This window comes from Rhodococcus sp. IEGM1339 (assembly GCF_050321925.1).
Classification (GTDB): domain Bacteria; phylum Actinomycetota; class Actinomycetes; order Mycobacteriales; family Mycobacteriaceae; genus Rhodococcus; species Rhodococcus pyridinivorans.
This window is the reverse complement of record NZ_JBNQFT010000003.1, coordinates 109,010-135,482: the sequence shown is the minus strand read 5'-3', so window position 1 is coordinate 135,482 and position 26,473 is coordinate 109,010. Positions and strand designations below refer to the sequence as shown.

Sequence of the window (26,473 nt, the reverse complement as noted above, 5' to 3'; positions counted from 1 at the left end):
GAGGTACAGCGGAGACAGAATGGGAGAGAGATGGGTGCACGGCTTCGCGCAGCCTTTCTCGGGGTAGGCCGCCCCGATGCTGAAAGGTACGAATGGGGTGAGTATCTGGCTCGCAGACGCTTGTCGAAGCGCCGCTCACAGTGGCGGTACCGCGCCGGATTCACACCGGCTTCCTCGGATCCCATCGTGATGGACGAACTGAGGCTAGCAGGAGCCGACCATGCCCGAATTCCCGGCTCGGCCGACGTAGGAGCCGGGGGCGGTGCAGGTCGGTGATGGCGCAACGCCACTCGAACGGCGTAGCGGTTGTGTCCTGTTCGACGCCGGTACCACCGCTGTGCGGGAGACCGACGTCATCGCCCGGCCCTGTCCCGGCACCGGAGAAGAGACCCGAGGGGAATCAACGCTATCCTCGCGGCGTGGACTCACGGATGCCGGTGCTTGCGCAGGTGCGCGGTGCTGCCGTGGGGTCGGTGTCGGGGGCGGTGAGTATCGCCGCCCATGGTGTGGCCGGTGGCGGGATGCCGCCGAGCCAGTCGGCGGTGGTGTTGCTGCTGGCGGCGTGCGCCGGCGTCGGTGCCGCGGTCGCCGCCGTCACCGTGCGCGATCGGAACTGGGTGTTTCTCCTCGCGGCACTGACTGCCGGACAGGTGGTCGGGCACACCACCCTCTCGGTGGTCGACGACCACGCGCACGGGCTGGAACTGTCGCCCGCGATGATCGCCGCCCACCTTGCCGCTGTTGCGGTCTCCGCCGCTGCGGTGCGCGCCGTCGAAGGTGCGTGCCTGCACGTGTTGGGGGCGTTCACCCGCGTGATGCTGGTGCTCGTTTCTGTCCCGCCTGCGCAGACCGTGGTCTGGTCGGCGACCCCGCTCTATCGGGCGACGCTGTCGTTGTGGTTGCTGGCCGGCGCCGCCGCCGGTACCCGCGGACCGCCGACCGCGGCGTAGTCGGCCTCCCTACCCGATCCGCCTGCTGCGCCGTCCCCGGCGCGGGAGAGCACGCGATCGCCGACGGGTGTCCGACATTCTTCTTCCGCCGTCCTGCCTTCGCCCCGTGCTGGGATGCCGAGTGTATGGCGTGCGTGCCCTCAGCGGCATCGACCGGATTCGATCTGCCAAGTCCCCTCGATGCCCGCCTTTCCTGACGGTCGCCTCACCGACCGCATCTCCAGCGGTGCCCGTGCTCCTGCACGGACACCGCCGAAAAACGCGCACACGGTGAGCACCTCACGACAGCCGAATCGAGACACACTCATGTCCGTTCCCGAACTCGACCGCGGCACCACCGCCGCGGACAATTCCGCCGCCGAGCCCGCCCGGGCTGCGGCGCAGGATTCTTCCCCGCCGCGCAGCATGCGACCGCTGATCATGCGGCTGCACTTCTACGCCGGGATCCTGGTGGCCCCGTTCCTGCTGATCGCGACGATCAGCGGGGGCCTCTACGCGATCGCCCCGACCCTCGAACAGGTGCTCTACCGCGACCTGCTGCACGTCGATTCCACCGGTCCGGCACTGCCGGTCGCCGAGCAGGTCCGCGCCGCCCAGCAGCTACGCCCGGACCTGACCGTCTCAGCGGTACGCCCCGCATCCGAGGTCGGTGAGACCACCCGGGTGCTGTTCACCGATCCGTCCCTCGGTGAATCCGAGCGCACTGCCGTGTTCATCGATCCCGCGACCGCCTCGTCGACCGGTCAGTCGGTGGTCTACGGCAGTAGCAGCGCGCTGCCGGTACGCACCTGGATTTCCCAGCTGCACCGGCACCTGCATCTGGGTGAGCCCGGCCGGATCTACAGCGAACTGGCCGCCTCCTGGTTGTGGGTCATCGCTCTGGGCGGGGTGTACCTGTGGGTGCAGCGCTACCGCACCCAGCGCACCCGCACCCGGCAGTCGGCGCGACTGCTGACCTTCGACCGCGGCGCGCGGGGCCGCAACCGCACCCTCGGCTGGCACGGCACCACCGGCCTGTGGATCGCGGTCGGCTCGATCTTCCTGTCGGCCACCGGGTTGACCTGGTCCACATATGCCGGGGCGAATGTGGGCGAGTTGCGTACCGCGTTGAGCTGGACCACCCCGACGCTCGATACCACCCTCGGCGTCTCGGACACCGCGCCTGCAGCCGGTGGACACGACGGCCACGACGGCCATACTGCCGCTGTTGCCGATACGGGCGCACTCGATCGCAACATCGGCGCTCTGGACCGCGTCCTTGCCGCCGCTGCCGAGCATCGAGTGACCGAACACGTCGAGATGAGCATCCCGGCCGACGGCCACACTGCCGTCACCGTCACCGAAACCCGCCAGCCCTGGCAGTTCGTCACCGACGCGGTCGCGATCGACCCGGCCACCGGGGCGGTGACCGCCACCAACACGTTCGCGGACTGGCCGCTGGCCGCCCAGCTCACCACCTGGGGCATCGCCCTGCACATGGGCATCTTGTTCGGGCTGCTCAACCAGCTGGTATTGCTCGCTCTCGCGGTCGCGTTGGGCACGGTCATCGTGCGCGGCTACCAGCTGTGGTGGCAGCGTCGCCCCACCCGCGGATCGCGCCGGGTGGCGCGCCCACCGCTGCGTGGGACGTGGCGACGCCTGCACCCGGTCACCGTCGTCGCGGTGGTCGCTGCTGCGGTGACCGTCGGGTGGTTCGCTCCGCTGCTGGGACTGAGCCTGCTCGCATTCCTGCTCGTCGACGTCGCGGTCGGTCTGCTGCGGCGCCGGCGTTCGCCCGAGCACTCCCCCGAGGGGACCTCCGCGACCGGCTGAGTCTCGCTGTCTCCGGCCCGGCGGCTCGGATCCTGCCACCGGATCCGAGCCGACCGGGCAATCCTCACACTCCCGAGTTCGTATACAGAGGAACGCATTCCGGACTTGGTAGAGCGTCGTCCAGCCCACGGACGCCGAGGAAGGAGGCGATCCTTGTATAGTCGGCGCTGCGATCGGTTCGCCGCATGTCGTCGTGAGGAGCCCCGAAGACCTCATGTGCGCGCCGAAGCACCCGATGCCGACAGGTATCGGGTGTGAGAGGGAACCCGGTGGGAATCCGGGACTGTCCCGCAGCGGTATGCAGGAACGACCGCCGTCACCAAGCACTGGACCACCAGGTCTGGGAAGCGACGGCCACTAGGTCCATCCCGACGGAATCGGGAATGGGTGCCTGCGAGTCCGAAGACCTGCCGATCGTGTCGGGCACGCCGTGCCCGACGGTATGCCGCCTCGTGGAATGGGCGCGCGCCGATCGGCAACACCTCGACCACAGGTCGAGAACACGGGGCTCGTATCGGGATGCGCGTTCATCGGGCGGTAGACCACCCAGCGACGAACACCGGAGAAAACCTGATGTCTGCTCCGACAGCATCCTCATTCACCGCCACCGTGCTCGGCCCCGCACGCATCGGACCGAACCGCGAACTGAAGAAGGCCACCGAAGCCTACTGGGCCGGGCGCCTCGACCGCAGTGGCCTGGAATCGGTTGCCGCACAACTGCGCGCCGACACGTGGTCACGTCAACACACAGCCGGGCTGGACTCGATCCCGGTCGGAACGTTCTCGTTCTACGACCACGTCCTCGACACAGCAGTCATGCTCGGGGCGTTGCCTGCCCGGGTCGCGGATATCGCCGACGACCTCGACCGCTATTTCGCCGCAGCACGCGGCACCGACGATATCGCCCCACTCGAGATGACCAAGTGGTTCGACACCAACTACCACTACCTCGTCCCCGAGATCGGACCCGACACCGTCTTCGAACTCGATGCCACAAAGATTCTGGGTGAGATCGTGGAGGCACGCGAGCTCAGTGTGCCCGCTCGCCCCGTCGTCCTGGGTCCACTGACCTTCCTGCTGCTGTCGAAGCCCGTCGACGGGCAAGGACCGCTGCTCGGCCGCGTCGACGAGCTCGTTCCCCTCTATCTGGACCTGTTGGCGCAGCTCGCCGACACCGGGGTCGACTGGGTACAGCTCGACGAACCGGCGTTGGTCCGCGACCTCGACTCACCTGCCCTCGATGCGATCGGACGGGTGTACAACGCCCTGGTGCAGGCACCGAAGCGGCCGTCGATTCTCGTCGCGTCGTACTTCGGCAGCCTCGGGCCGGCGCTCGAGCGGCTCGCACGCACCGGAGTCGAAGGTCTCGCCGTCGACCTGGTAGCCGGTAGCACCACCGGAATCGCAGGCCTGCCCGAGCTCGCCGACAAGCTCATCGTCGCCGGCGTCGTCGACGGCCGCAACGTCTGGCGCACCGACCTCGAACAGGCCTTGTCGACGCTGGCCACCCTGCTCGGTTCCGCCGCCGCCGTTGCGGTGTCGTCGTCGTGCTCACTGTTGCACGTGCCGTACACGATCGATGCCGAACCGGATCTCGACGCATCGCTGCGCACGTGGTTGGCCTTCGGCAGCGAGAAGGTCTCGGAGATCGTCACTCTCGCGACCGCTCTGCGTACGGGATGCGACGCCGTCACCGACGAACTCGCCGCTGCCCGTACCGCCGCGCAGATGCGGGCCTCGGATCCACGTCTACGCAACGATCGGGTGCGAGGTGTCCTTGCCTCGATCTGCACCGACCGCACCCGCACCCCTGCCGATCGACGGCGTGAGATCCAGCGTCGCCATCTCGATCTGCCACTGTTGCCGACGACCACGATCGGCTCGTTCCCACAGACGGCCCGCATCCGCGTGGCCCGTGCAGCGTTGCGCACGGGTGAGATCGACCACGGCGAGTACGTGCGTCGGATGCGCGACGAGATCGCCGACGTGGTTGCGCTGCAGGAGAAGCTGGGACTCGATGTGCTGGTGCACGGCGAGCCCGAACGCAACGACATGGTGCAGTACTTCGCCGAGCAGCTCGACGGGTTCTTCGCCACCACCAACGGTTGGGTGCAGTCCTACGGCACGCGGTGTGTGCGGCCGCCGATCCTCTACGGTGACGTCGCACGCCGTGCACCGATGACCGTCGAGTGGATCGTCCACGCCCAGTCTCTCACGGACAAGCCGGTCAAAGGCATGCTCACGGGCCTTGTCACGATCCTGGCGTGGTCGTTCGTCCGCGACGATCAACCGCTCGCCGAGACCGCCGACCAGATCGCGCTCGCGATCCGCGACGAGACGGTGGACCTGCAGGCCGCCGGGGTGCGCATCATCCAGGTCGACGAGCCTGCGCTTCGTGAACTCCTGCCGCTGCGCGCGTCGGAACAACCCGACTACCTGAAGTGGGCGGTCGGTGCGTTCCGGTTGGCGACATCCGGTGTCGCCGACTCCACGCAGATCCGCACCCACCTGTGCTATTCGGAGTTCGGAGAGGTGATCGAGGCGATCGTCGAACTCGACGCCGACGTCACGTCCATCGAAGCGGCCCGCTCGCGCATGGAGGTCCTCGACGATCTCGACGCCGCGGGATTCGACCTCGGCGTGGGCCCCGGCGTGTACGACATCCATTCGCCGCGGGTCCCGAGCGAGGACGAGATCACAGCACTGTTGCGCAAGGCTCTGCAGGCGGTGCCAGCCGAGCGACTGTGGGTCAACCCGGACTGCGGGCTCAAGACCCGCGGCACGACGGAGGTCACGGCCTCACTGGCGAATCTCGTCACCGCTGCCGCCACCGTGCGTGCCGAGCTGAACCGATAACTACCGCACTACGAAGAAGGTCGTCGACAATGTCCACCCATATTCGCACCACCCGTGCGGGAAGTCTCCCGCGCACCACGGCCGTCGTCGAAGCCAACCGAGCACGACGAGAAGCGGCAGACGGCTTTCGCCTCGATACCTCCGAGGAGTTCGCACAGTTGCTCGGCAACGAGGTGACCGCGCTGGTTCGGCGCCAGGTCGACCTCGGCATCTGCACTCCCGGCGACGGCGAGTACGGCAAGACCCTGTCCTCGACCGTCGATTACGGTGCCTGGTGGTCGTACTCGTTCCAGCGCCTGTCCGTTCTCCAGTTGACCGACGGAGGACCGTTCGGCAGTACACCGATCCGGTCGACACCCGGCAACGTGCGTCTGACCACCTTCCCCGACCGGCGCGACTGGACGCTGTTCGCTGAGGCCTACGGCGATCCCGACAGCGGGGTGTCGATCGGGAAGGAGGCACCCCTCTTCCCTACTGCGACCGGACCGGTCACCTATATCGGCCACGACGCCATCGCGTCGGACATCGCGAATCTGAAGTCCGCGCTGGCGGCCGCAGGGGTCGAGAACGGTTTCATGACTTCCTTGTCACCGGGTAGCGCCTCGCGGATCGGCAACGAGCACTACGCAACCGAGGAAGAATTCATCTGGGCATGCGCGGATGCCATGCGCGAGGAGTACAAAGCGATCATCGACGCCGGTCTGATCCTGCAGATCGACGACCCGTCCGTCGCCGAGAACTGGGACCAGATCAACCCCGAGCCGACCGTCGAGGACTACCTGGCTTTCACCCGCATCCGGGTGGAAGCGCTGAACTACGCCCTGCGGGGTCTGCCCCAGGACCGGATCCGCTTCCATCTGTGCTGGGGCAGTTGGCATGGCCCGCACACCACCGATCTCGAGTTCGAGTACCTCGTCGAAACCATGCTCGACATCGACGCCGGGTCGTACTCGTTCGAGGCCGCCAACGTCCGTCACGAACACGAGTGGCGGGTGTGGGAGGACGTGAAGCTTCCCGACGGGAAGCAGATCGTGCCCGGCGTCATCAGCCACGCGACGAACGTCGTCGAACATCCCGAACTCGTGGCCGACCGCATCGAACGTTTCGCGAATCTCGCAAGACCCGGCGTCGGTCCCGGAACGGCGCAACCGGGCGTCCTCCACCCATCGACACCGGATGAGGCACCATGTCCGAATGGCATCCCGCCGAAGAACCCTCGTCGTCGTATCCGCCGTGCTCGTGGTGCTGGTCGTCGTCGCCGTCGCGATCTTCCAGCTTTCGAACTCCCGCACCTTCCAGCTGTTCGGGGCGCTCGTCCATAGGGTGGAGACACCCGAGAAGGTGGTCTCGCTGACCCTCGACGACGGCCCGAGCGTCCTCACCCCGCAGGTCCTGCAGACCCTCGAGGACGCCGACGTCCCCGCCACCTTCTACGTCACCGGCTCGGAACTCGAACAACGACCGGAGCTGGGCCGGGCCATCGTCGAGGCCGGGCACGAACTCGGTAATCACACCGCGACGCACCGCAGGATGATGCTCGTCGGCAGCGGCACGGTGGCCGAGGAGATCGAGCGCACCGACGCCGCGATCCGCAAGACCGGGTTCGACGGGGAGATCACCTTTCGCCCGCCCTACGGCAAGAAGCTCGTCGCGCTCCCCCGCTATCTCGACCAGCACGACCGGACCACCGTGATGTGGGACGTCGAACCGGATTCCGATGCGTCCGACACCGAGACGATCGTGCAGACCGCACTCGACGAGACCCGTCCCGGCTCGATCATCCTGCTGCACGTCATGTACCCCTCCCGGACAGCGTCGCTGGAGGCGATTCCCGGGATCGTCGACGGCCTGCGCGCCGAGGGCTACCGGTTCGTGACGGTGTCGGAATTGCTCGACATGCAGACCTCGTGAACTCCGGGGCGCGAAATGGTCATCGATGCGCGCTGTTACGCGCTCCGATGACCATTTCGCGCTCTGATTCTCAGGTGAACGGGACTCCGCCGGTGACGGCGATGGTCTCCCCGGTGATGTAGCTCGACTCCTGGGAGGCGAGGAAGACATAGGCCGGAGCGAGTTCGGCGGGCTGGCCGGGGTAGGCGATCTCCGGTTGCTCCTCGAGCGGCGGAACGGGGTGCTGCTCTCCCGGGTGCTGCATGCGGTACTGGTCCTGGTCCGGCATTCTCGCCCTCCCTCGATCGGGTTCGTAAGGGGCGATACCCGGTGCACCATGGCGCCACACCGGCACCGCTCCGGACGCATGTGTCGGAGCATAATCGCAGGTGGACGACATGAGCGAGGTCACATCGGTGTGCGGCGCATAATGGCCACCCATGTGTCGGAACGGAGAGGTCGAGGCATGAGCGCGGACGGTACGAGCGCGGACCTGTCGGCCTATCGGAACGACTTCGCCCGGATCGAGATGAAGGTCGCCGGGGAGTTCGACGCCGGTCGCCGCGGACGGGTCCTGGCGATCTGCGTCGTCGTCCTGACGGTGTGCATGGTGCTTCCGCAGACGTCGTCGGCGTGGTCGTGGACGGTCTTCGGTAGTTGGTTCGGCGACACCGCACCCGTGGCGGTGCCGCTGCGGATCTTCGCGGCCCTGGCCCTCGTGTTCGGGGTGGTGATCTCGACGCTGGCGTTGTGGCTGCGACGATGGAAGCTGGCGTCGCTCGCGATGCTCGGCTCGGGGCTGTCGTCGTTCTTCGGGCTGTTGGCGTACTGGTCGCAGGCGGGAATGATCACGAACGCTCCGCATCACCCGACCGTGGCGTTGGTCGCCGAATGGCTGGTGATGATCGTGATGACCTCGCAGTGGTTGCCGATCGTGCTGAGCCGGTCGCCGACGGACGTCCCGCCCCGGCCGCATCCGCTGCGGACCGGTGGCCGGTAGGTCAGCGCTCGACGAGCGAGCCCATCTTCTTCGCCAGGAACTCGATGCTGCGACGCGGCATGAGCCTGGCGAGCAGGTCGAGCATCGTCGCGTCCTTGCCGATGCACACCCGGAAGGTGCCCTTCTCGATCGCGTCGACGATCCTGCGGGCTGCCTCGGCGGACGAGGTGATCTTGACGGAGGCGTCAGTGCTGCGTCCCGGGATGGCGGCACCGGAGTTCTCGGCGATGCCGGTGCGGACGGCGCCTGGGAACACCAGCGTCACCGCGACCTTCGTCATGCGCAGTTCGGCGTACAGACCTTCGGTGAGCAGTTTGACCGCCGCCTTGCTCGCGCCGTAGACGGACTGGCCCGGCACGGGCACGAAGGCTCCCATGCTCGAGACATTGAGCAGGCTCGCTTCGGGCCGGGTGAGCAGTGCGGGCAGGAACGCCTTGCACATGTGCACGACACCCCAGTAGTTGACGTCGAGGACCTTGTTCATCTCGTCGTATGGCAGCTCCGCGAACGGGACGAACTTCTGGATGATGCCGGCGACGTTGGCGACGCCGTCGACCCGTCCGTGCGCAGTGGTCACCTCGGTCACCAGCGCTTCGACGGCAGCGCGGTCGGAGACGTCGACCGTGTGGGTGGTGAGACGGTCGACATAGGCGTCCGCCAGAGCACGGGTGCCGTCGAGAGCCTCGGTGCGGAAGTCGATCGCCGCGACCCGCGCGCCACGCACGAGGAGTTCGAGGACGACATCGCGTCCGATCCCGTTGCCTCCACCGGTGACGACGAAAACCCTGTCACGGATCTGCATGCTGCCTCCTTGTGTCGTTGGGTCCAGTCAATCCGGTCCGGAGCACCGACGCCACCCCGAAGTGTGCGCGTGCACGTCTGCGGGTATCCGTCCGGACACGAGTCGGCCCAGCGTACGGAGGTAGAAGTGACGACGTCGAAGAAGGACGACGAGGTGCGCAAGGACCCACCGGGGCCGGTCGATCACGGTCGCAACGGCGGCATGGCAACGCGGGAGAACGCTCCCGAGGTGGTCGAGCGCTCGGACGACGACGAGAAGTGATCTCGATCAGGACGATGTGAACCGCCACGAGGCCACCGATCGGGCCGATATGTTGGGCATATGCAGTTCGCCGGACCGGCCGAACAGTACAACCGTTTCATGGGCCGTTACGCAGCGACGCTCGCGCCCGCCTTGGCGGACGCGAGCGAGGTGAGGGCCGGGCATCGGGTCTGCGACGTGGGCTGCGGGCCGGGTGGGCTGACCCGTGAACTGGTCGGCCGGGTCGGCGCAGCGAACGTCGCGGCGATCGACCCGGCTCCCCAGTTCGCAGCGGCGTGCCGGCAGATAGCACCGGAGATCGACGTTCGCGTCGGGGTGGCCGAGAATCTGCCGTGGCCGGACGGAACGTTCGACGTCACCCTGGCGTCGCTGGTCCTCGGATTCATGAACGATCCCGAAGTGGGCGTGCGCGAGATGGTGCGGGTGACCCGCCCGGGCGGCACCGTCGCCGCATGCATGTGGGACACCACGGCCGGCGGGATGACGATGCTCCGCATCTTCTGGGCCGCGGTGGGAACGGTCGAGCCCGGGTCTCCGGGTGAGACGAGGTTGGCCGGTACCACCGAGGGCGACATCGCCGAGCGGTTCCGCCGTGCCGGTCTGGACGACGTGATCGGTGGCGCCCTGTCCGCACGCGTGGACTACGCCGATTTCTCCGACTTCTGGGAGCCCTTCACGTTCGGCGTAGGACCGGCCGGGCGGCACCTGGTGTCGATGCCCGAAAGGCACCGCGCTGCAGTACGTGACGCCTGTCGTGATGCTCTTCCGTCGGGACCGTTCTCGCTCGACGCCCGCGCCTGGTACGCGCGGGGAACGGTTCCGGGCGACCCGAACTCATCCTCGTCGGAGTAGATAGGTGTCCATCACCCAGCCTCGGACCCCCTTGGCCCGGGCACGAGCCTCCCGGATCGCCGGGAGCACCTCGGCGAGCGGGCCGGCGACGAGTTCTTCGTCGTCGGTCCCCAGATTCGCACCCCACCAGATGTTCCAGGCCCCGTCGAGGTCCGCGCAGGCGAGGCCGCCGTCGAGCATCACCACGATGTTCGACGCACCCGCTGCGACGTCCTGCACCAGCCTGCGACCGGTCGTGACGGTGATCGGCCCGCCGATGGTGTTGAGCACGAGACGATGTCGGGCCGCGAGCAGTTGCACGCTGCTGACCCCGGGGACGATGTCGTAGTCGAACCGCACCCTCCCGCGTTCGAGGATGCGTTCGACGACACGGATCGTGCTGTCGTACAGGCTCGGATCGCCCCAGACCAGGAAGCCGACGGTCTCGTCGTCTCCGATCCGGTCGAGCAGAACGGTCTCGTAGGCCTCGGCGCGGGCGGCGTGCCAGTCGCGTACCTCGTCGCCGTAGTGCGCCGGGTTACGGTCCCGGGGCGGGTCGGGCACCACGATCACCCGATGCGCACCGGAGGTGTGGCGGCGCAGGACCTCCTCGCGGACCGCCACGAGATCGTCCACGCCCCGCTTCTTGTCGGGTACGAGGAAGACGTCGACGCTCTCGAGGGCGTGCACCGCCGCGACCGTGAGATCGTCCGATCCGCCGGGGCCGATCCCGATGAGCCGAACTCTCACCCCCGGTCCTCGAGATCGCCCTCGACGTCGAGATAGGCCTGCTGCAGCCTGTTCACCGTCTCCGGATCGGGCTCGGACCACAACCCACGATCGGCCGCCTCTGTGAGTCGTTCGACGATGCCGCGCAACGCCCACGGATTCGCTTCGCGGAGGAACTGCTGGTTCGCGGGGTCGAGCGCGTAGTTCTGGGCAAGCGACTCGTACATCCAGTCCTCGACGACACCTGCGGTGGCGTCGTAGCCGAACAGGTAGTCGACGGTGGCGGCGAGTTCGAAGGCGCCCTTGTAGCCGTGCCGCCGCATCGCACCGATCCACCGCGGGTTGACGACCCGGGCGCGGAACACCCGTGCAGTCTCCTCCGCCAGTGATCGGGTGCGCACCGCATCGGGGGTGGTGGAGTCGCCGATGTACGCCTTCGGGTCGGTGCCCGTCAGCGCTCGCACCGTTGCGACCATGCCGCCGTGGTACTGGAAGTAGTCGTCCGAATCGGCGATGTCGTGTTCGCGAGTGTCGGTGTTCTTCGCCGCCACCGCGATCCGCCGGTAGTTCGCACGCATGTCGTCGGCGGCCGGAACACCGTGCAACCCACGCCCGTAGGCGAAGCCACCCCACGCGGTGTAGACCTCGGCGAGATCGGCGTCGGTGCGCCAGTTCCCGGAGTCGATGAGCTGCAGGATGCCGGCACCGTACGAGCCGGGCTTCGATCCGAAGATGCGCCGCACCGCACGGTCGGCGTCGCCGTGTTCGGCTTCGTCCCGCCGAGCATGGGCTCGCACGAAGTTCTGCTCGTCGGGTTCGTCGAGGGCGGCGACCATGCGGATCGCGTCGTCGAGCATCCCGATGACGTGCGGGAACGCATCGCGGAAGAAACCCGAGATGCGGACCGTGACGTCGATGCGGGGCCGGCCGAGTTCCTCGAGCGGGAGCACGGTCAGTTCGCGAACCCGACGCGACTCGGCGTCCCATTCCGGACGCACGCCGATGAGCGCGAGCACCTCGGCGATGTCGTCGCCGGCGGTGCGCATCGCCGAGGTCCCCCACACCGACAGACCGACCGACTGCGGGTACTCGCCCGTGTCGGCGAGATATCGCTCGATCAGGTTGTCCGCCAACGCGACACCGGTGTCGTATGCGAGGCGGCTCGGGACGGCCTTCGGGTCGACGGTGTAGAAGTTGCGCCCGGTCGGCAGCACGTTGACCAGTCCACGCAAGGGTGAACCGGACGGGCCGGCCGGGACGTACCCGCCGTCGAGCGCGTGGAGCACGGCGTCGAGCTCGGCAGTCGTGCCCGCGAGCCGGGGAACCACTTCGTCGGCAGCGAAGGTGAGCACCCGCGCGACCTCGGAATCGATATGGCCGAGAACGGATTCGACAACGCGCGCGGCCGACCCGGTGTTCCAGTCGTCGTCCTCCATGGCCTGCACGAGCGCCCGTGCGATGTTCTCGATTCCGTCGACCTCGGTCAGCGGGGCGTCGGGCTTCAGTCCCAGCGCGGTGCGCAATCCAGGGACGGCGTTACTCTTGCCACCCCATATCTGGGCGGCACGCAGGATCGACAGCACCAGATTCACCCGTGCCTCCCCGACCGGTGCGGCACCGAGAACGTGCAGGCCGTCGCGGATCTGCGCGTCCTTGACCTCGCACAACCATCCATCGACGTGCAGCAGGAAGTCGTCGAACTCGGCGTCGTGCGGGCGGTCGTCGAGCCCGAGATCGTGATCGAGTTTCGCCGCCTGGATCAACGTCCAGATCTGCGCGCGGATCGCGGGCAGTTTCGCCGGGTCCATCGCGGCGATGTTGGAGTACTCGTCGAGCAGTTGCTCCAAACGAGCGATGTCGCCGTACGATTCGGCGCGCGCCATCGGCGGGATCAGGTGATCGACGATGATCGCATGGGCACGGCGCTTGGCCTGCGCACCTTCACCCGGATCGTTGACGAGGAACGGATAGATCAGCGGCAGATTGCCGATGGCCGCGTCGGTCGCGCACGCCGCGGACAGGCCCGCGTTCTTTCCGGGCAGCCATTCCATCGAACCGTGTTTGCCCAGGTGAACCACGGCATCGGCACCGAAGCCGTGTTCGATCCACTTGTACGCGGCGAGGTAATGGTGCGACGGCGCCATGTCGGGATCGTGGTAGATTGCCACCGGATTCTCGCCGAATCCCCGGGGCGGCTGGATCATCAGCACCACGTTGCCGGCCTGCAGGGTCGCCAGCACGATCGCCTTGTCGCCACCGCTGCCGTCGACGAACAGCGACCCGGGCGCCGGGCCCCACGCCTCGCTCATCGCGTCGGTGAGCTCGGCAGGCAGGTCCTTCGTCCATGCCAGATAGTCGGATGTGCTCACCCGCACCGGGTTTCCGGCGACCTGATCGGCGGTGAGCCACTCCTCGTCCTGACCGCCCGCATCGATCAGGGCGTGGATGAGGGTGTTACCGGCTTCGGTGTCGTCCTCGACGTCCATGCCGGGGAAGCCGTCGCCGAGGTCGTATCCGGCATCGCGCAGGGCGCGCAGCATGTGGATCGCCGACACCGGGGTGTCGAGACCGACGGCGTTGCCGACGCGAGAATGCTTGGTGGGGTAGGCGGACAGCATGATGGCTATCCGGCGCTGCGGCGGCGGTACGTGTCGCAGTCGTGCGTGCGCGACCGCGATACCGGCCACACGGCGGCATCGTTCCGGGTCGGTGACGTAGCGGGGCAGTCCGTCGGCGTCGAGTTCCTTGAACGAGAACGGCACCGTGATGATGCGGCCGTCGAATTCGGGCACTGCGATCTGGGTGGCCGAATCCAGCGGTGAAACACCGTCGTCGGACTCCGCCCAGGCATCGCGGCTCCAGGTCAGGCAGAGCGCCTGCAGGATCGGGATGTCGAGCGCAGCGAGCGCCCCGACGTCCCACGCCTCGTCCTCACCTCCCGCGCTCACGGTGGCGGGCTTCGTTCCGCCGGCCGCGAGCACCGTCACGACGAGCGCATCCAGGGTGCCGAGTTCGGCGAGCAGATCCTCGGACGCTCCCCGCAACGAGGCGCAGTGGATCACGACGCCGCGGGCCCTGCCGGTCGCGTCGATCGCGTCGGCGAGATCGTGCGCGAACTGCACGTTTCCGCTGGTGTGGTGGGCGCGGTAGAACAACACGCCCACGCGGGGCAACTCTTCGCCCGCCGGCCTCGCAGGCCGGTCGAGCACGCCCCATTCGGGCAGTTCGGCGGGCGGTTCGAAGCCTTCACCGCCGAGCAGCACGGTGTCGGTCAGGAAGGCGTGCAACTGGTCGAGATTGGTAGGTCCGCCGTGCGCGAGATAGCGATGTGCCTCGGCCGCAACGCCGATCGGAACCGTCGAATACTCCATGAGTTCGGCGTCGGGTGTTTGTTCACCGCCCAGGACGACGACCGGCACCCCGGTGGCCAGCACGGTGTCGAGTCCGTCCCGCCAGCTGCGTGCGGAACCCAGTATCCGCACGACGACCAGGCCGGAACCGTCGAGCAGCGCGGGAAGTTCGGTGGGCACGTCGAGGCGCGACGGGTTGCCGAGCACCCAGTCGGCACCGCTCGACCGTGCCGACAGCAGGTCGGTGTCGGACGTCGACAACAAAGTCAGGCGCGTCACGACGCAACCCGAAAACACAGGCGTACAGCCATGTTCAGTCTCCAAAACCCTCGTGGACCTCACGTGCCGTGGCCGGTCTCCTGGCTGACGGGTCACCGCTGCTGCGCCGACCTTCCCGGATGAGATCCAGTGGCCTCCACACCGGCGGACCGGTACGGACGAGGGCGAGCAACTATCCGCTCACAGTGGCGAGGGCCGCGCCGGTTTCCCACCGGCTTCCCGAGCACCACGGCAAGCCGAGAGTAGCGCACCCGGCCGGAAAGGTGTGCAACCATGTGCGTCTGTGGATGCTCTGCCACCCCCTTTCCGTCCCGATCGGTGCCCCGGAATCCTTCGCCCACATGTCGCGGCGGACGGCGCACTGGTGCGGCTGCGCGTGCCCGGAGGGCAGGTGCCCGACAGGGCGCTCCGAGCACTGTCGGACACGTCGATCACCTACGCCGACGGCGACGTCCACCTGACGTCGCGAGGGAACCTGCAGCTCAGAGGTATCGACCTCGACGAGTGCGGTGCCGTCCCCACGGGACTGGCCGACGCCGTCACGGCGGCCGGGCTGCTGCCCTCGGCGAGCCACGAACGGGTGCGGAACATCGTCGCGTCGCCGCTGTCGGGACTCGTGGGTGGACTCACCGACGTCCGACCTCTCGTCCGCGATCTCGACGCCGGACTGTGCGCCGATCCGGTCCTCGCCGATCTGCCCGGCCGGTTCCTGTTCGGCCTCGACGACGGCCGCGGCGACGTGGTGACGCTGCGGTGCGATCTCACCGCGGTCGCGCTCGGCGGCGGGACGGCACGGATCGTCGTGGGTGGACTCGACGGGCCGACGGTGCGGCTCACTAAGGTTCCCGAGATGCTCCTGCGCCAGGCCCGCCGGTTCGTCGAGATTCGCGAGTCGGTGTGGCACGTGCGTCAACTCCCGCGTACGGGAGCGGAACTCGGTGGCACCGATCCCGCTCCGCAGCCACCGGCCTTCACGATGCCGTACGGCGTGCTCGGCGATGCGGTGTCGGTGCTGGTCCCCCTGGGAATCCTCACCCCCGCCATGGTTGCTGCGCTGCCCGATCGAGGTGTGGTCGTCACGCCCTGGCGCGGCCTGATACTCCCGTCCGGGTCGGATCTCCTCGCGCTTCGCGAGACCGGCTTCGAGACGGCCCCGGATTCGGCGTGGCAGCGGGTGACAGCGTGCACGGGAGCGCCCGGGTGTAGCCTCGCCGAAGGTGACACCCGAGCGCTGGCTCGCCGGATCGTCGCCGGAAATACCACCGATTCCCGAATTCACGTCGCCGGATGCGAGCGCGTCTGCGGCGCACCACACTCGCCTCACCGCGTCGTTCTTGCCAGGAGCACCCCGTGACCCTTCGACCTCCCCCGCGTCGGTACGACTACGTCACCGACGGCACCGCGATCTACGTCCGGTCGTTCGCGACGATCCGCAGCGAGTCGGATCTGTCCGCGATTCCTGCGAGTGCGGAGAAGGTCGCGGTCCGGATGATCCATGCAAGCGGACAGACCGATCTGGCACGGGACCTCGTCATCCATCCCGATCTTGTTCCGGCCGCGCGCACTGCACTGAACTCAGGTGCTCCGATCCTCACGGATGCGAACATGGTGGCCTCCGGGGTCACCCGCACGCGCCTGCCTGCCGACAACGACGTGATGTGTCTGCTCGCCGACCCGCGTGTCCCCGAACTCGCCGAACGTTGGGGCACGACCCGCTCCGCGGCGGCGGTGTCACTGTGGGCCGACCGCCTCGAGGGGGCTGTCGTTGCGATCGGCAATGCCCCGACCGCCCTGTTCCACCTGCTCGAGATGCTCGACGACGGCGCCCCGCGACCGGCGGCTATCGTCGGTGTTCCCGTCGGCTTCATCGGCGCCGCGGAGTCGAAGGAGGCGCTGCTCGACCATCGGCTGCAGATACCCCATCTGGTGGTCCGGGGACGCCGCGGCGGGTCGGCGATGGCGTCGTCCGCGATCAACGCACTTGCGCAGGAGAAGGAATGAGCGAGATGGTGTCCGGCAGGTTCTACGGCGTGGGTCTCGGCCCCGGCGATCCCGAACTCATCACACGCAAGGCCGCGCGGCTGATCGCCGAGGCCGACGTCCTCGCCTACTACTCCGGCACGCACGGCCGATCCATCGCCCGGTCGATCGCCGCCGACCTGATCCCGGACGGCGTGATCGAGGAACTGCTGGTGTACCCGGTGACGACGGGCACCACCGAGCACCCGGGTGGTTACGACGGTGCGATCGCCGATTTCTATGACGAGTCCGCCGCCCGGTTGGCCGTCCACCTCGACGCGGGACGCACCGTCGTCGTGCTCTGCGAGGGCGACCCTCTGTTCTACGGCTCGTACATGTACCTGCACGATCGGCTCGCTCCGCGATACCCGACGGAAGTGGTGCCGGGCGTGACCTCGGTGTCCGCCGCCTCTGCCGCGGCCGCCGAGCCGATGGTGCGCCGCACCGACGTCCTCACCATCCTGCCCGGCACACTCCCCGCCCCGGAGCTCGCACGACGGCTCGCCGACACCGACGGTGCGGCAATCATGAAGCTGGGCAGGACGTTTCCCGCTGTGCGCGAGGCTCTCGCCCAATCCGGTCGCCTCGACGACGCCGTCTATGTCGAACGCGCGTCGATGGATCGGCAACGCATCCTGCCGGTCGCCGAGGTCGACGCCGACGCGGTGCCGTACTTCTCGGTGATTCTCACCGCCGGTGACCGCTCCCCGAGGAATCGGGCGGTCGCCGACCGCTCGCGGCCGTCCGTCTCGGCCGAGACGACACATCCGGAGGCGAACGAACTGCTCGTCGTCGGGTTGGGACCGGCCGACGAGAAGTGGCTGACACCCGAAGCGGCGGACGCGCTCACACAGGTCGATCACGTCGTCGGCTACGGACCGTACGTCGACCGCGTTCCGGTTCGCACCGGGCTGCACCGGCATTCGAGTGGCAACACCGTGGAGGTGGACCGCGCGCGATTCGCGCTCGATCTCGCCCTGTCCGGCGAGAAGGTCGCCGTGGTCTCCGGTGGTGACGCCGGAGTGTTCGGCATGGCGTCGGCGGTTTTCGAGGCCGCGCAGGACGAGAAGTACGCGTCCGTACCCATTCGCGTCCTGCCGGGTGTCTCCGCGGTGCAGGCCGTGGCAGCGCGGGCCGGCGCCCCGATCGGTGGTGACTTCGCGGTGATGAGCCTGTCGCATCGACTCAAGCCGTGGGACGTGATCGAGAAGCGGCTGGCAGCGGTGTCCGAGGCCGATCTCGTCCTGGGCATCTACAACCCGGCGTCGCGGTCTCGGACGACGCAGGTCGCAGACGCGAAAACGGTACTGCTGAAGCATCGTCCGGCCGACACCGTCGTCGTGATCGGGCGCGATGTGGGACGGTCCGGCGAGTCGCTCGAGGTCACGACGCTCGAGAAGCTCGATCCGGCGAGCATCGACATGAAGTGCCTGCTCATCGTCGGCGCTGCGGGCACCTTCGTGATGCCTTCGGGTGCGGTGTGGACGAAACGGTCGGTCGACGGTCGCCATTCGGGATCCTCGACAACCGTTTGACTGCGGTGTTCACCCGCGGGTTGTCAACAGGTTCGCGCGGTGAACCGGGGTTCGCCACTGTTGCAACCGGGGCGAACCCCGGTTCGGCGCGCGAGGATGGAGCTATCCGAGACCGGCGCGCTCGCGGGAAGGGTCGTAGAGGTGTGAACAGGCCACATCCGGCCGTTCACGCACGCCGAGAGCGTGTCCGACGACGATCACCGCAGTGTGCTTCAGTCCCGTCGCCTCGACACCGTCGGCGATGTCGGCGAGGGTGCCGCGCAGCACGACCTGGTTCGGTCGCGACGCGAACGCGACCACCGCGACGGGGCAATCGGCGCCGTATTCGGCAGTGAGTTCTTCGGCAAGGACGCGGATGCGGGTGATCGCCAGGTGCAGGACGAGACTCGCCCGGATTCCTGCGACCCGCGCCAGAGCCTCGCTGTCGGGCATCGCCGTCGATCGGGCCTGCGTGCGGGTCAGCACGACCGTCTGCACGAGTTCGGGGACCGTCAGCTCGGTACCGAGTGCCGCCGCGGCCGCGGCGTAGGCGGGCACACCGGGTGTGACGTCCCACGGCACGCCCGCGGCGTCGAGCCGTCGCGTCTGCTCAGTGAGCGCCGAGTACAGCGACGGGTCGCCGGAGCACAGCCGCACGGCGTCGAGCCCGCGCCGGTGCGCGTCGACGAGATGCGCGGTGATCTCGTCGAGGTCCAGGTGTTGCGTGTCGACCAGTTCGGCGTCGTCACGGCAGTGCGAGAGCGTGTCGGCATCGAGATAGGTACCGGCGTACAGCACGACCGGGACCTCGCTCAGCAGATTCACCGCTCGCAGTGTGAGCAGGTCGGCCGCTCCGGGTCCGGATCCTACGAAATGGACGGTCATCGTTCGCCTTTCACTGCGCTCCATTGCACGACCGGTCGCTGCGCACGCCAGCCGGTGAATGTTCCTATGGGATCTGCGTGTTCGACGGACAGACGGGTGAGTTCACCGCCGTGCGTCTTCCACCACTGCACCAGGACGGCCTCGGTCTCCAGCGTCACCGCGTGCGCGACGAGCCGACCGCCGGGAGGCAATGCGTCCCAACACGTGTCGAGCACACCCTCGCGACTTCCTCCTCCGCCGACGAAGATCGCGTCGGGCACCGGGAGTCCGACGAGCGCGGCAGGTGCAGCACCTCGGACGATGCGCACGATCGACGGCACACCCAACGCGGCGGCATTGCGTTCGATCGCGCCGGCGCGCCGTTCGTCCTTCTCGATCGCGAGAGTACGACAGCGCGGATCGGTTCGCGCCCATTCGATTCCGACGGACCCGGCTCCCGCACCGACGTCCCACAGCAACTCGCCCGGTCGCGGTGCGAGTGCGCACACCGCCGCGAGGCGTACGGTCCGCTTGCTGAGCTGCCCGTCGTGCTCGAACAGGGAGTCGTCGAGACCGGGCAGCACCGACAACCCGGCGGGGCCGTCGACCTCGACGCACATCAGACTCAGAGACCGGACGCCCGTATCGGTCAGATGGGCCGCCTTCGCATCGATCCGGGACTCGTCCGCAGCACCGAGATGCGACAACACCGCGACCCGTGAGTTCCCGAAACCGGCGGCCTCCAGGAGCGTCGCAACATCCGCGACACGTGCACCGTCGACGAGGACGACGAGTTTGCGTCCGCGCGTCAGAACTCTGCGCAGAGCATCGATCTCGCGACCCACGACGGTGATCGTCTCGCACTCCTCCGCGGACCAGCCCATGCGTGCACGGGCAAGTGCCACCGACGAGATCGCCGGGATCACCTCCACGGCGTCGCCTCCGAGGCGTCGGATCAGCGTGGTGCCGATCCCGGAGACCAGCGGATCACCGGATGCGAGCGCGACGACGTCCTTGCCGGCGTGCCGGTCGAGGAGGTCGTCGAGCCCGGACAGGAGCGGCGACGGCCACTCCTCGCGCACCGCTGTGCCGGCGGGAACCAGGTCGAGGTGGCGCCGGCCGCCGAGCAGGACCTCGGCCGCGAGAATCCGCTCCCGGACGGTGGACGGCACACCGGACCATCCGTCCGCCCCGATTCCGACAACGGTGATGCCTGTCGTCTGTCGTATCGGTCCCATGGCGGTGAACCATAGCCCACGCGCCATGGCCTAGACTCGGCCGTGGCAAGGCAATCGAAGGTGCCCCTCACGGGGATAATCGGGAAGCCGGTGAGAATCCGGCACAGGCCCGCTGCGGTGACCCGGGAGTCGTCGATCACGCGCATCCGCGCAGCCACTGGACCGTCCGGTCCGGGAAGGCGATCGCACGGCGTCCGACCGGGAAGTCCGAATACCGGCCTTCGAACAGCTTGCCGCGAAAAACATCCCAGCGGGAGCCTGTGGAGGTCGAAGTGCACGTGTATCCGTTCGGTGCGGTGGTCGGTTCCGACGACCTCGCGCTGGCCCTGACCCTGTGTGCGGTGTCGCCGACGATCGGCGGTGTGCTGGTGCGTGGCGAGAAGGGCACCGCGAAATCGACGACGGTGCGTGCCCACGCCGCACTGTTGCCCCCGGTCACCGTCGTGGACGGGTGCCGGTTCTCGTGCGATCCGGACGCCCCCGATCCGTCCTGCCCGGACGGCCCCCATCCGCCCGGTGCGGCCTCGCATGTCCGGCCGGTCCGGCTGGTGGAACTACCCGTCGGCGCGGCGGAGGATCGCGTCACCGGAGCGTTGCATCTCGGCAAGGCACTGGCCGACCGCACGGCCGAATACGAACCCGGTCTTCTGGCACTGGCCCATCGCGGCGTGCTGTACGTCGACGAGGTCAACCTCCTGCACGACCACCTGGTCGACCTGCTGCTCGACGCCGCGGCGATGGGCCGCTCGACCGTCGAACGCGACGGGGTCTCCGTCGAGCACGCCTCCCGATTCGTACTGGTCGGAACGATGAATCCCGAGGAGGGTGAGCTTCGCCCGCAGTTGCTCGACCGCTTCGGACTCGCCGTGGACGTGACCGCGCCCCGCGACCCGCACATGCGCGCCGAGATCGTGCGGCGGCGGATGGCCTTCGACGCCGACCCGGCCGGGTTCACCGCGCGATGGGCGGCTCGGGACGCAGAGTGGTCGCGGCGAGTCGCCTCCGCCCGCGAACTCGTCCCGCAGGTCGCACTGAGCGACGACGCATTGGTCTCGATCGCCGAGGTGTGCGCGGCGTTCGACGTGGACGGCATGCGCGCCGACCTGGTCACCGCCCGCACGGCGATCGCACACGCGGCCTGGCACGACCGGCTCGAGGTGACACGCGAGGACATCGCGGCAGCGGCCCGACTCGCCCTGCCACACCGTCGGCGCCGCAACCCCTTCGACGCCCCCACCAGCAGCGACGATCTGCTCGACGAACTTCTCGGTGGAGACGATCCGGATCCTGGCCCCGACGACGATCCCGGTGGTGGCGAGAGCGCACCCGACGACTCGGCGGCGGAGACGTCCTCCGGTTCGGGTGATCGGTCGTCCACCAGCCTGGCGTCGGCGACGGATCCTTTTCGCGCCAGGGTGTTCTCCGTCGATCGGGTCGGGCGCGGGGCGGCCGGTCGCCGGTCGCGGGCGGTCACCACAATCGGCCGTACCGTGGGTAGTCGCCGCGGCGACACCGGCCCGGTTCATCTGCCCGCCACGATCCGCGCGTCCGCCTTCACCGATCGGGGTCTGCAGGTGCGCCGCAAGATCATCGAAGGCCGCGAGACCAATCTCGTCCTGCTCTGCGTCGACGCATCCGGGTCGATGGCAGCACGCAACCGGATGGTGCAGGTCAAGACCGCTGTCCTGTCGCTGCTGCTCGACGCCTACCGCCGTCGCGACACCGTCGGACTCGTGACCTTCCGCGGCACCGGCGCGACCGTCGCACTCCCGCCGACGAATTCGGTGGACGTGGCTGCCGCACGGCTGCGAGAACTTCCCGCGGGTGGGCGGACCCCGCTGGCGGAGGGGTTGATCGAAGCGGCCACCACCCTTCGGCGTCATTCCCTGCGGGATCCGCGTCGACGCGCCCTGCTCGTCGTGGTCACCGACGGTCGCGCCACCGCCGGACCGGACGCTGTGCAGCGCTCGCTCGACGCCGCGGACGTCATCGCTGCACAGGGAATCTCCTCCGTGGTGGTCGATTCCGAGACGGGCCGATTCCGGATGGGTCTCGCGGCCCGTCTCGCCGAACGCCTCGGCGCCGAGTATGTGCCGGTCGGTGAGGTCGATGCCGACGCTTTGACCGGAATCGTCCGGGAGAGGGCCGCCTGATGCCGAAGGGACAACCCACCGTCGTCCCCGCCGACGGTCTCACCACCCGGCAGCGCCGCAACCGGCCGCTGTTGATGATCAACACCGGCGACGGAAAAGGAAAGTCCACAGCCGCATTCGGCCTCGCACTGCGTGGCTGGAACCAGGGCTGGTCGGTCGCCGTCTTCCAGTTCGTCAAGTCCGCCAAGTGGCGACTCGGCGAGCAGACCGCCTTCGAAACCCTCGCCGATCTGCACGCCGAGCGCGGCACCGGGGGGCCGATCGAGTGGCACAAGATGGGTTCCGGCTGGTCGTGGTCGCGCAAGGAAGGCACCGAGGAGGACCATGCCGCCGATGCGCTCGCCGGGTGGCGTGAGATCCAGCGACGTCTCACCGCGGAGCAGCACGGCCTGTACGTACTGGACGAGTTCACCTATCCGATCGCCTGGGGCTGGGTCGACATCGACGAGGTCGTCGATACGCTGACCTCACGGCCGGGACACCAGCACGTCATGATCACGGGGCGGCGTGCGCACCCGAAACTCGTCGAGGTCGCCGACCTGGTGACGGAGATGACGAAGGTCAAACATCCGATGGATGCGGGACAGAAGGGCCAGCGAGGAATCGAGTGGTGAGGGTTCCACGCGTCGTCGTCGCCGCACCGGCATCCGGGCACGGGAAGACCACCGTCGCCACGGGCCTCATGGCGGCACTGCGTCGCGCCGGCCACATCGTGTCGGGGCACAAGATCGGTCCCGACTACATCGATCCCGGCTACCACTCGCTCGCCACCGGCCGACCGGGCCGCAACCTCGACCCGCACCTCGTCGGCGAGGACCTCGTCGCTCCTCTCTTCCTGCACGGCGCCGCCGGTGCGGACATCGCCGTGATCGAAGGGGTCATGGGGTTGTACGACGGGATGATCGGCACCGACGGGTACGCGTCTACCGCCCACACCGCGGCCCTGCTGTCCGCACCGGTGGTCCTCGTCGTCGACGTCTCGCACGCCTCCCGGTCGATCGCGGCGATCGTGCACGGCATGGCGTCCTACGACCGCGGCACGCGGATCGCCGGCGTGATCCTGAACAAGACCGGATCGCAGCGACATTCGGACGAGGTGATCCGCGCACTCGAACCGACCGGTATCCCGGTGCTCGGTGTGCTCGGTCGCGACGACGGCGTCACCGTCCCCTCGCGCCATCTCGGCCTGGTGCCCGCCGAGGAGCGCGACGAGGCGACCGCGCAGGTGGATCGTCTCGCCGCGCGGATCGCCGAGCGCATCGATCTCACCGAGATCCTCGGTATCGCCTCGGCAGCGCCCGCTCTGTCGGCGACGCCGTGGTCACCGGGCACGCCCACCGAGGACGGACCGGTGATCGCCGTCGCCGGAGGCCGCGCTTTCACCTTCCGCTACACCGAGACCGAGGAACTGCTGCGCGCACACGGATGCCGATCGGTGACCTTCGATCCCCTGCGCGACGAACGACTGCCCACCGGCACCGCGGGCATCTACCTCGGCGGCGGGTTCCCCGAGGTACATGCCGCCGACCTCGCCGCAAACCTCCCCCTGCGCGCGCATCTGCGTGCGGCGATCGCGGCGGGAGTTCCGACCGTCGCCGAGTGCGCCGGTCTGCTCTATCTGGGGCGCGAGGTCGACGGGCACGAGATGGTCGGCGCCTTCGACACGGTGGCACGGATGACCCCGCGCCTGACCCTCGGTTACCGCACCGCGATCGCACCGCAGGACACCCTGCTCGCCCCCGCCGGCACCCGCGTCACCGGTCACGAGTTCCACCGCACCGTGATCGATTCCGGCTCGTCTCCCGCGTGGCTGCTCGACGGCCGGCCGGACGGCATCGCCACCGCGAGCGTGCACGCGTCGTACCTGCACACGCACTGGGCCGGACATCCCGATCTCGCGCGACGTTTCGCAGACGCCGCACGGTCGGCGGATCCCGCCCCCGAACCCACCTCGGCACCTGCGCGTCGTCGAACACCCGAACCCGACCTGCACCATCACGGCGACCGCGACGCGACCGAGGGGCTGGTCGACCTCGCCGTCAACGTCTCGCGCCGCCCGCGACCGGCATGGCTCGACGACGCCCTGCGTGCATCGCTGGACGATCTCGCCCGGTATCCCGACCCGAGCGATGCACGCACCGCCCTCGCCGATCGTCACGGCCGCAGCGTCGACGAGGTCCTCCCGACCGCCGGAGGTGCCGAGGCGTTCACATTGATCGCTCGGGCACGGGCGTGGCGGAAGCCGGTGGTGGTGCACCCGCAGTTCACCGAACCGGAGGCCGCACTGTTGGCCGCCGGACATCGTGTCACGCGGGTCGTGTTGCGCTGCGATGACGGGTTCGTCCTCGATCCGGGTGCGGTCCCGGAGGATGCCGACCTGGTCATCGTCGGCAATCCGACGAATCCCACCTCGGTCCTGCACCCGGCCGACACGCTCCTGGCACTGACCCGACCGGGACGGGTGGTCGTGGTCGACGAGGCGTTCATGGACGCCGTTCCCGGCGAAACCGAATCGTTGACGGGACAGCTCGTTCCGGGACTCGTGGTGCTGAGGTCGCTCACCAAGACGTGGGCGATCCCGGGTCTGCGCGCCGGATACGTGGTCGGCGACGCCGCAGTGCTCGCGGATTTCGCCGCGCAGCAACCACCCTGGTCGGTGTCCACTCCCGCAGGGGCCGCGATGATCGCGTGCGCATCCGGTGACGCAGTACGCGAGACCGAGGTGATCGCACAGGAGATCGCCGGCGACAGGAAGGTTCTCGTCGACGCCCTCACCGGACTCGGAATCCACGTGGTCTCCCCCGCGACAGCCCCGTTCGTGCTGGCGGAAACGCCAGAGGGAACGCGGGAGAGATTGCGGGAGAAGGGCTTCGCGCTGCGTCGCGGCGACACCTTCCCCGGCCTCGGTGACGACTGGGTACGGATCGCGGTGCGCGACGCGGCGACCACGGCAACGCTCGTCGAGGCGTGGAGAACGATCCTGTGAAGCACAGGGCACTCGGACTGGCGCTCGGCTACGCCGCCGACCAACTCGTCGGCGACCCGCAGCGGTGGCATCCCGTGAGCGGCTTCGGGAAGTTGGCGCGCGCCGCCGAGGGCCGGCTGTATGCCGACCACCGCGTTGCCGGGGTGGTGTTCACCTCGCTGCTGGTCGGCTCTGCCGGAGCGCTGGGATACGTCGCCGACCACGCGACCCGCGGTCGTCCGGTGCCGGCGGTGGCGGTCACGGCGCTGACCACCTGGACCGTGCTCGGCGGCCGCTCCCTCGGATTCGAGGCCCGGACGATCGACGCCCAACTCCGCGACGGCGATCTCGCCGCGGCGCGGCAACAGGTGACCCACCTGGTGGGCCGCGACCCGTCTCGGCTCGACGAGAACGGGATCGCGCGCGCCACGATCGAGTCGGTCGCCGAGAACACCTCCGACGCCGTCGTCGCCCCGCTGTGGTGGGGTGCGGTCCTCGGTCCGGCCGGCCTGCTCGGGTACCGCGCCGCGAACACCCTGGACGCGCGCGTCGGTCACCGCACGCCGCGGCTCGAACGGTTCGGCTGGGCCTCGGCCCGGTTCGACGACCTGCTCAATCTCGTCCCCGCTCGCCTCACCGCCCTGCTGGCTGTCGCACTCGGTGACGACGGCCGGGGCGCGGTCCGGGCGTGGCGCCGGGACGCCCGTCGGCATCCGAGTCCGAATGCCGGTCCGGTCGAAGCGGTGTTCGCCGGTGCTCTCGGGATCCGGCTCGGCGGCTCGAACGTCTATCACGGTGTGGTCGAGGATCGCGGCACGCTCGGCGACGGACCCGCGCCGGCCCCGGAAGATATCGGCCGTACCGCGCGACTCGCCTCCAAGGTCGGACTCGGAGCCGTGGCGACCGCCATCGCGGTCGCCCTCGTCCGTCGATAGCCTCCCCGATACTACCCAGCCACGA

Annotated in this window: 20 protein-coding genes, 1 pseudogene and 4 riboswitches; of the genes and pseudogenes, 15 read left to right on the top strand and 6 right to left on the bottom strand. The window is 68.7% G+C overall.

All coding sequences use genetic code 11. The features are described from left to right. Positions 1-79: 79 nt before the first annotated feature. Positions 80-207, bottom strand: a riboswitch (cobalamin riboswitch). Between the two features lie 224 nt (positions 208-431). From ACQR3U_RS05210 to ACQR3U_RS05190, 5 genes are all read left to right on the top strand, one after another. Continuing rightward, positions 432-950: a hypothetical protein gene (locus ACQR3U_RS05210; protein ID WP_006552955.1), complete on the top strand. Its 519-nt coding sequence runs from the start codon at positions 432-434 to the stop codon at positions 948-950. A 306-nt stretch (positions 951-1,256) separates the two neighbouring features. Beyond that, positions 1,257-2,762 (top strand): PepSY-associated TM helix domain-containing protein, encoded by a 1,506-nt coding sequence (locus ACQR3U_RS05205; RefSeq protein ID WP_230809894.1) that lies wholly within the window; start codon positions 1,257-1,259, stop codon positions 2,760-2,762. A gap of 211 nt (positions 2,763-2,973) precedes the next feature. After that, positions 2,974-3,191, top strand: a riboswitch (cobalamin riboswitch). 144 nt (positions 3,192-3,335) lie between these two features. Next, positions 3,336-5,618: a 5-methyltetrahydropteroyltriglutamate--homocysteine S-methyltransferase gene (gene metE / locus ACQR3U_RS05200; RefSeq protein ID WP_230809893.1), complete on the top strand. Its 2,283-nt coding sequence runs from the start codon at positions 3,336-3,338 to the stop codon at positions 5,616-5,618. Between the two features lie 29 nt (positions 5,619-5,647). Then, the gene (locus ACQR3U_RS05195; RefSeq protein ID WP_230809892.1) at positions 5,648-6,940 is read left to right on the top strand and encodes a cobalamin-independent methionine synthase II family protein; all 1,293 of its coding nucleotides are present in this window, start codon (positions 5,648-5,650) and stop codon (positions 6,938-6,940) included. Continuing rightward, a complete protein-coding gene (locus ACQR3U_RS05190) occupies positions 6,852-7,529 on the top strand; it encodes a polysaccharide deacetylase family protein (RefSeq protein ID WP_230809891.1) in 678 nt (225 codons plus the stop codon). Before ACQR3U_RS05195 ends, ACQR3U_RS05190 begins: the two co-directional genes overlap by 89 nt. A gap of 70 nt (positions 7,530-7,599) precedes the next feature. Here ACQR3U_RS05190 and ACQR3U_RS05185 read toward each other — a convergent pair. Beyond that, a pseudogene (locus ACQR3U_RS05185) lies at positions 7,600-7,710 on the bottom strand (SDR family oxidoreductase); the annotation flags it as partial. 264 nt (positions 7,711-7,974) lie between these two features. Between ACQR3U_RS05185 and ACQR3U_RS05180 the strand changes: the two are divergent. Further along, positions 7,975-8,508 carry an Rv2732c family membrane protein gene (locus tag ACQR3U_RS05180; RefSeq protein ID WP_230809890.1) on the top strand — a complete coding sequence of 178 codons (534 nt, stop codon included), beginning with the start codon at positions 7,975-7,977 and terminating at the stop codon, positions 8,506-8,508. Position 8,509: 1 nt separating this feature from the next. On the opposite strand, the gene ACQR3U_RS05175 is transcribed toward ACQR3U_RS05180, so the two are convergent. After that, entirely contained in the window at positions 8,510-9,310 is an 801-nt protein-coding gene (locus tag ACQR3U_RS05175) for an SDR family NAD(P)-dependent oxidoreductase (RefSeq protein WP_006552962.1), read from the bottom strand. A gap of 126 nt (positions 9,311-9,436) precedes the next feature. Between ACQR3U_RS05175 and ACQR3U_RS05170 the strand changes: the two genes are divergently transcribed. Continuing rightward, positions 9,437-9,571, top strand: a complete 135-nt coding sequence (locus ACQR3U_RS05170) for a hypothetical protein (RefSeq protein ID WP_006552963.1) — start codon at positions 9,437-9,439, stop codon at positions 9,569-9,571. A gap of 60 nt (positions 9,572-9,631) precedes the next feature. After that, a complete protein-coding gene (locus ACQR3U_RS05165) occupies positions 9,632-10,423 on the top strand; it encodes a class I SAM-dependent methyltransferase (RefSeq protein ID WP_039585524.1) in 792 nt (263 codons plus the stop codon). Here ACQR3U_RS05165 and cobF read toward each other — a convergent pair. Next, positions 10,406-11,152 carry a precorrin-6A synthase (deacetylating) gene (cobF, locus tag ACQR3U_RS05160; RefSeq protein WP_230809889.1) on the bottom strand — a complete coding sequence of 249 codons (747 nt, stop codon included), beginning with the start codon at positions 11,150-11,152 and terminating at the stop codon, positions 10,406-10,408. The genes ACQR3U_RS05165 and cobF overlap by 18 nt on opposite strands. Then, positions 11,149-14,760 carry a cobaltochelatase subunit CobN gene (cobN, locus tag ACQR3U_RS05155; RefSeq protein WP_230809888.1) on the bottom strand — a complete coding sequence of 1,204 codons (3,612 nt, stop codon included), beginning with the start codon at positions 14,758-14,760 and terminating at the stop codon, positions 11,149-11,151. The genes cobF and cobN overlap by 4 nt, the downstream gene beginning before the upstream one ends. A 53-nt stretch (positions 14,761-14,813) precedes the next feature. Then, positions 14,814-15,006, bottom strand: a riboswitch (cobalamin riboswitch). 19 nt (positions 15,007-15,025) lie between these two features. Here cobN and ACQR3U_RS05150 point away from each other — a divergent pair. Genes ACQR3U_RS05150 through ACQR3U_RS05140 form a run of 3 tightly spaced genes read left to right on the top strand, consistent with a single transcriptional unit; the run spans position 15,026 to position 18,314 of the window. After that, positions 15,026-16,114 carry a cobalamin biosynthesis protein CobG gene (locus ACQR3U_RS05150; RefSeq protein ID WP_308251501.1) on the top strand — a complete coding sequence of 363 codons (1,089 nt, stop codon included), beginning with the start codon at positions 15,026-15,028 and terminating at the stop codon, positions 16,112-16,114. Then, a complete protein-coding gene (locus ACQR3U_RS05145; protein ID WP_230809886.1) occupies positions 16,111-16,761 on the top strand; it encodes a precorrin-8X methylmutase in 651 nt (216 codons plus the stop codon). The genes ACQR3U_RS05150 and ACQR3U_RS05145 overlap by 4 nt, the downstream gene beginning before the upstream one ends. Beyond that, positions 16,758-18,314: a precorrin-2 C(20)-methyltransferase gene (locus ACQR3U_RS05140; protein ID WP_230809885.1), complete on the top strand. Its 1,557-nt coding sequence runs from the start codon at positions 16,758-16,760 to the stop codon at positions 18,312-18,314. The genes ACQR3U_RS05145 and ACQR3U_RS05140 overlap by 4 nt, the downstream gene beginning before the upstream one ends. A gap of 102 nt (positions 18,315-18,416) precedes the next feature. Here ACQR3U_RS05140 and ACQR3U_RS05135 read toward each other — a convergent pair whose 3' ends face one another. Both ACQR3U_RS05135 and ACQR3U_RS05130 read right to left on the bottom strand, forming a co-directional pair. Then, positions 18,417-19,178: a cobalt-precorrin-4/precorrin-4 C(11)-methyltransferase gene (locus tag ACQR3U_RS05135; RefSeq protein ID WP_230809884.1), complete on the bottom strand. Its 762-nt coding sequence runs from the start codon at positions 19,176-19,178 to the stop codon at positions 18,417-18,419. Continuing rightward, positions 19,175-20,395, bottom strand: coding sequence for a bifunctional cobalt-precorrin-7 (C(5))-methyltransferase/cobalt-precorrin-6B (C(15))-methyltransferase (locus ACQR3U_RS05130; RefSeq protein WP_006552971.1), 1,221 nt, complete (start codon positions 20,393-20,395; stop codon positions 19,175-19,177). Before ACQR3U_RS05130 ends, ACQR3U_RS05135 begins: the two co-directional genes overlap by 4 nt. A 41-nt stretch (positions 20,396-20,436) precedes the next feature. Further along, positions 20,437-20,632, top strand: a riboswitch (cobalamin riboswitch). Between the two features lie 23 nt (positions 20,633-20,655). Between ACQR3U_RS05130 and ACQR3U_RS05125 the strand changes: the two genes are divergently transcribed. The 4 genes from ACQR3U_RS05125 to ACQR3U_RS05110 are packed head-to-tail and all read left to right on the top strand — an operon-like array spanning position 20,656 to position 26,448. Next, complete coding sequence (locus tag ACQR3U_RS05125; RefSeq protein WP_231781709.1) at positions 20,656-22,548, top strand: VWA domain-containing protein; 1,893 nt, start codon at positions 20,656-20,658, stop codon at positions 22,546-22,548. Continuing rightward, a complete protein-coding gene (cobO, locus tag ACQR3U_RS05120) occupies positions 22,548-23,162 on the top strand; it encodes a cob(I)yrinic acid a,c-diamide adenosyltransferase (RefSeq protein WP_024101878.1) in 615 nt (204 codons plus the stop codon). Before ACQR3U_RS05125 ends, cobO begins: the two co-directional genes overlap by 1 nt. Next, positions 23,159-25,534 carry a cobyrinate a,c-diamide synthase gene (locus ACQR3U_RS05115; protein ID WP_230809882.1) on the top strand — a complete coding sequence of 792 codons (2,376 nt, stop codon included), beginning with the start codon at positions 23,159-23,161 and terminating at the stop codon, positions 25,532-25,534. Before cobO ends, ACQR3U_RS05115 begins: the two co-directional genes overlap by 4 nt. Continuing rightward, positions 25,531-26,448, top strand: coding sequence for a cobalamin biosynthesis protein (locus ACQR3U_RS05110; protein ID WP_230809881.1), 918 nt, complete (start codon positions 25,531-25,533; stop codon positions 26,446-26,448). Before ACQR3U_RS05115 ends, ACQR3U_RS05110 begins: the two co-directional genes overlap by 4 nt. The last annotated feature ends 25 nt before the right edge of the window (positions 26,449-26,473 follow it).

What these genes read in the sequence shown, in the direction of transcription:
- ACQR3U_RS05130 (WP_006552971.1), bottom strand. Translation starts at nt 20,395, where the DNA reads ATGGGACCGATACGACAGACGACAGGCATCACCGTTGTCGGAATCGGG.
- ACQR3U_RS05180 (WP_230809890.1), top strand. Translation starts at nt 7,975, where the DNA reads ATGAGCGCGGACGGTACGAGCGCGGACCTGTCGGCCTATCGGAACGAC.
- ACQR3U_RS05205 (WP_230809894.1), top strand. Translation starts at nt 1,257, where the DNA reads ATGTCCGTTCCCGAACTCGACCGCGGCACCACCGCCGCGGACAATTCC.
- ACQR3U_RS05140 (WP_230809885.1), top strand. Translation starts at nt 16,758, where the DNA reads ATGAGCGAGATGGTGTCCGGCAGGTTCTACGGCGTGGGTCTCGGCCCC.
- metE (WP_230809893.1), top strand. Translation starts at nt 3,336, where the DNA reads ATGTCTGCTCCGACAGCATCCTCATTCACCGCCACCGTGCTCGGCCCC.
- ACQR3U_RS05175 (WP_006552962.1), bottom strand. Translation starts at nt 9,310, where the DNA reads ATGCAGATCCGTGACAGGGTTTTCGTCGTCACCGGTGGAGGCAACGGG.
- ACQR3U_RS05210 (WP_006552955.1), top strand. Translation starts at nt 432, where the DNA reads ATGCCGGTGCTTGCGCAGGTGCGCGGTGCTGCCGTGGGGTCGGTGTCG.
- ACQR3U_RS05195 (WP_230809892.1), top strand. Translation starts at nt 5,648, where the DNA reads ATGTCCACCCATATTCGCACCACCCGTGCGGGAAGTCTCCCGCGCACC.
- cobO (WP_024101878.1), top strand. Translation starts at nt 22,548, where the DNA reads ATGCCGAAGGGACAACCCACCGTCGTCCCCGCCGACGGTCTCACCACC.
- ACQR3U_RS05135 (WP_230809884.1), bottom strand. Translation starts at nt 19,178, where the DNA reads ATGACCGTCCATTTCGTAGGATCCGGACCCGGAGCGGCCGACCTGCTC.
- ACQR3U_RS05165 (WP_039585524.1), top strand. Translation starts at nt 9,632, where the DNA reads ATGCAGTTCGCCGGACCGGCCGAACAGTACAACCGTTTCATGGGCCGT.